The sequence below is a fragment of the Caballeronia sp. genome, from assembly GCF_049581465.1.
Classification (GTDB): domain Bacteria; phylum Pseudomonadota; class Gammaproteobacteria; order Burkholderiales; family Burkholderiaceae; genus Caballeronia.
Window position 1 is genome coordinate 1 of the sequence record NZ_JBAUSA010000495.1, and the last position, 3091, is coordinate 3091.

Here is a 3091-nt window from a genome sequence, read left to right on the forward strand (position 1 = left end):
TCCGAGCACCACGAACGTCGGCACAGCGCAGCAGAGCACCAGCTTGTCGTAGTAGTTCATGTACGGGTAATACCGGAACAGCGCAAACCCCGCCCCGGCGACCATTGCCAGCGCGAACAGCCAGTCCGTCACGCTGAGACGCTTGAGAAACGGCCGCTCGTCGAAGAGATGGGGATCGACGGGCACTTTGCCCGCGCGCTGTTGCGCCGAGGTCGACTGCGAGGAGGCTTGTGTGAGGTCCATGATCTTACCGAGTTGAATCGTGCGAGCCGGTGGACTTCACGTCCGAAGGCGTTTCCGAGGACGCCGACGGCGCCGCCAGTTGCGATTTGACGCCAAGCGCGGCGCCGATCGCGTCGCGCGTCTGCGCGAATTCTTTCTCGAAATCGAGGGTCCTGCGCGCGGTGGACATTGCCATCAATACGCTCGTACCACCCGATGTGGTGTCTTTCAGCCAAAACCAGAGACGGCGTTCCCGGACGTAAAACATCGAGAAAATGCCGAGCACGAGCAGGAGGCTGCCCACGTATACCAGTCTCTCGCCCGGTGCACGAGTCAGCTGGAATGTAGACGACTGCACTTGCTTGAACGAATCGAGTTGCAGGAAAAACGGTGCGCCGTACAGGAAGCTGTCCGACAGTGCATTGATTGACGACTGAATGAACAACGCACTTTTTTCGTCTGACTTCGCCTCAGGCTCACCGTTTTTTGTACGCGAAAGTTGCCAGAGCTCCAGGGTCACGCCCTTGAGTGTGTGCAGAAGCAATCTGGCACCCTCTTCTTGCTCCGCACGGGTCTTTGATCTATCTATGAGACTCGATATCCGCTGAAAGCCACCTGAGGGCCCTGCCGCATCCATCGCGATCTCATTCTGCTGCGCGCCCGCGAAAAGATTGATTACTGCCAACGCGTTGTCTACCAGATGTTTTTCGACATCACCATTGGCGTTCGGCTCCGAACGCCGCACGAAACGGCGTGCGGCCTGCACGCGCATGTCAGGCGTTTCGAGCGCGGCTCGCAAGTTCATCCACTCTTTCACCGAGTTCCGCTCGTCGGCAGGAATGCGCAGAAAGCGAAAAGGATCGTTCAGACCGAGCCGCACGCCGGCGAGGAACATCGGCTGGCCGGACATAGCCACAGGCAGCATATAGTTTCGATACTCGCGCGCCTGGCCGTCTGAGCGACGAATCTTGTATTGCACCGACGGGCCCAGGTTGCGTAGATCATCCAGTCTTGCGCGCTTCGCACCCGAACCTAAGCGCGCGTCAAAATCTTGCTGAAGCGTGTGGGCCCGGCCGACCCTGCGCGCGTCAGTGGCGCCGCTTCCGTCGGTGATATCTTCGACGTTGATCGCGCGAAAGTCAGTGAGCTCAACCGTTTCCTCACCACCCTCAATTGTCCGCGGAACCGGCTTGCCGGTAGCGCCGACCGTACCTTCGAATGGCTGGGTCTCAACATCACCGCCTGCCATCGGCCACGCTGTCATTGCGAGCGTCGAGCCGCCATCCTGAAAGCCCGATTGATAGATAGAGATACCGTCATGGGTGAACGGCTTATTCACTTCCACGCGCGCTGGAATGCGCTCGCCGGTCTTGCGATCGGTCAAGACAATATCGCTCGCGAAGAGCTTAGGCATGCCAGTTGAATAATAGGCGACGACGAACTTATCAAGCTGGACAGAAAACGGCAGGTCCTGGACCAGTGCGCCGTCTTGCTCGCTGAGAACCGCCGTGCTTACACGCTGCCCCTCTGACACCAATGCAAAACCGCGAAACGCTGGATTCGACGATGACAACCGATGCTCTGGCGCGATATCGGCAATCGCCATATCGATCTCGGTCGGCGTCTTGTGGAGAAGCCACATTTGCAGCTTGATGGGAAGGTTGCTGTCGATCAGACCGCCGAGGCAGATCACCACAATCGCGACGTGCGCCAAAACGTAGCCGAGTTTGGTCAGTGCGCCGCGTTTGCCTGCGATCAAGGTCGCACCGGTATCCGTTTCGCGCTTGATCAACCTGTAACCCATCTTGCCCGCGAGCCGCATCAAGAGCACAGTCGCATCGGCGCGGCTCAGGGTCGCAATGTCGAATGTGCCCTTGTGACGGAACGCGCGAAGACCGTCTTCACGCACGCGATCTTTCCAGCTCTTTATGTCGGCGATCATTTTCGGGCCGTTGCGCGTCACGCACAGCGACACCGAAATCACCAGGAATATCAGGATCAGCATGAACCACCACGCGCTGTACACGGTGTAGAGGCTCAAGCCGCGGAAGATGTCAGCCCAGAACGGACCGAATTGGTTCACATAATTGGCGTAAGGGTCGTCTTGCGTAAGAACCGTCCCTATGACGCTTGCAATGGCCAGCACCACCAGCAGCGAGATGGCGAAGCGCATCGAACTGATCAACTCGATGGCGGGACGCACGCTGCCACGGTTCGACCTGGACGGCAATCTCGACGCGGTTATGCTCATTCGAACTCCGCCTGAACGCTCAGGATTGAAATGCGGATCATCGACCGCCGTGACAAGCCCGAAATAGGCGCTGACATTGGATCGGCCTTCCGATGCAACGCGTCCACCTTGAGGAATACCGGTTTCGTTGTCACACCCTCTCGACTGTGGACTTGTTTTGCTTTCGTTAATACTTAGAACACCGATTCACGCATCGCGAGTACCTTATTGATTAGATTCAAAAGCATCTCTCGGGTCAACCGCCGAAGAGTATCTCGCTTCATACCTGCGTATAAAACGCCAGCACATCCGTCGGCTTGTCCAGACTTGCAAGTTGGCGTGAGGTCGGCATGTGCGGAGCTACCCGGCGTACCGATCGCCCTCAAAACGTCGACCTCGTTGCACCGTCGGTGACCTCACGAAACCTACAACAGCCGAGAACGCCGCCAATGCGAGCTACCGCTCACCGTCACGACGACCCACCACTTTTGCAGCGAGAACCCCACACAAGCAAGTGCATGCCGGTCGTCATGCCTTCGAAGTCCATGATTGATTGTCACTCGAATCCGAGGCACAACAAATCGCGGTGCTTGAAACCAACGCTTATCGATAACTGCGAGAACGGAGCCAGGCGCCGGA

The 3091-nt window shown here is 57.8% G+C and carries 2 protein-coding genes and 1 pseudogene; all 3 read right to left on the bottom strand.

The genetic code is table 11. From position 1 onward, the window contains the following. Positions 1–243 (bottom strand): annotated as a pseudogene (locus tag WCA53_RS12140) (c-type cytochrome biogenesis protein CcsB); the annotation flags it as partial. Positions 244–247: 4 nt separating this feature from the next. Then, positions 248–2473, bottom strand: coding sequence for a cytochrome c biogenesis protein ResB (locus tag WCA53_RS12145; protein WP_423909906.1), 2226 nt, complete (start codon positions 2471–2473; stop codon positions 248–250). Beyond that, entirely contained in the window at positions 2470–2607 is a 138-nt protein-coding gene (locus WCA53_RS12150) for a hypothetical protein (RefSeq protein ID WP_423909911.1), read from the bottom strand. Before WCA53_RS12150 ends, WCA53_RS12145 begins: the two co-directional genes overlap by 4 nt. Between the last annotated feature and the right edge of the window lie 484 nt (positions 2608–3091).

Excerpts from the sequence above, each read along its gene's own strand:
- WCA53_RS12145 (WP_423909906.1), bottom strand. The coding sequence starts at position 2,473 with ATGAGCATAACCGCGTCGAGATTGCCGTCCAGGTCGAACCGTGGCAGC.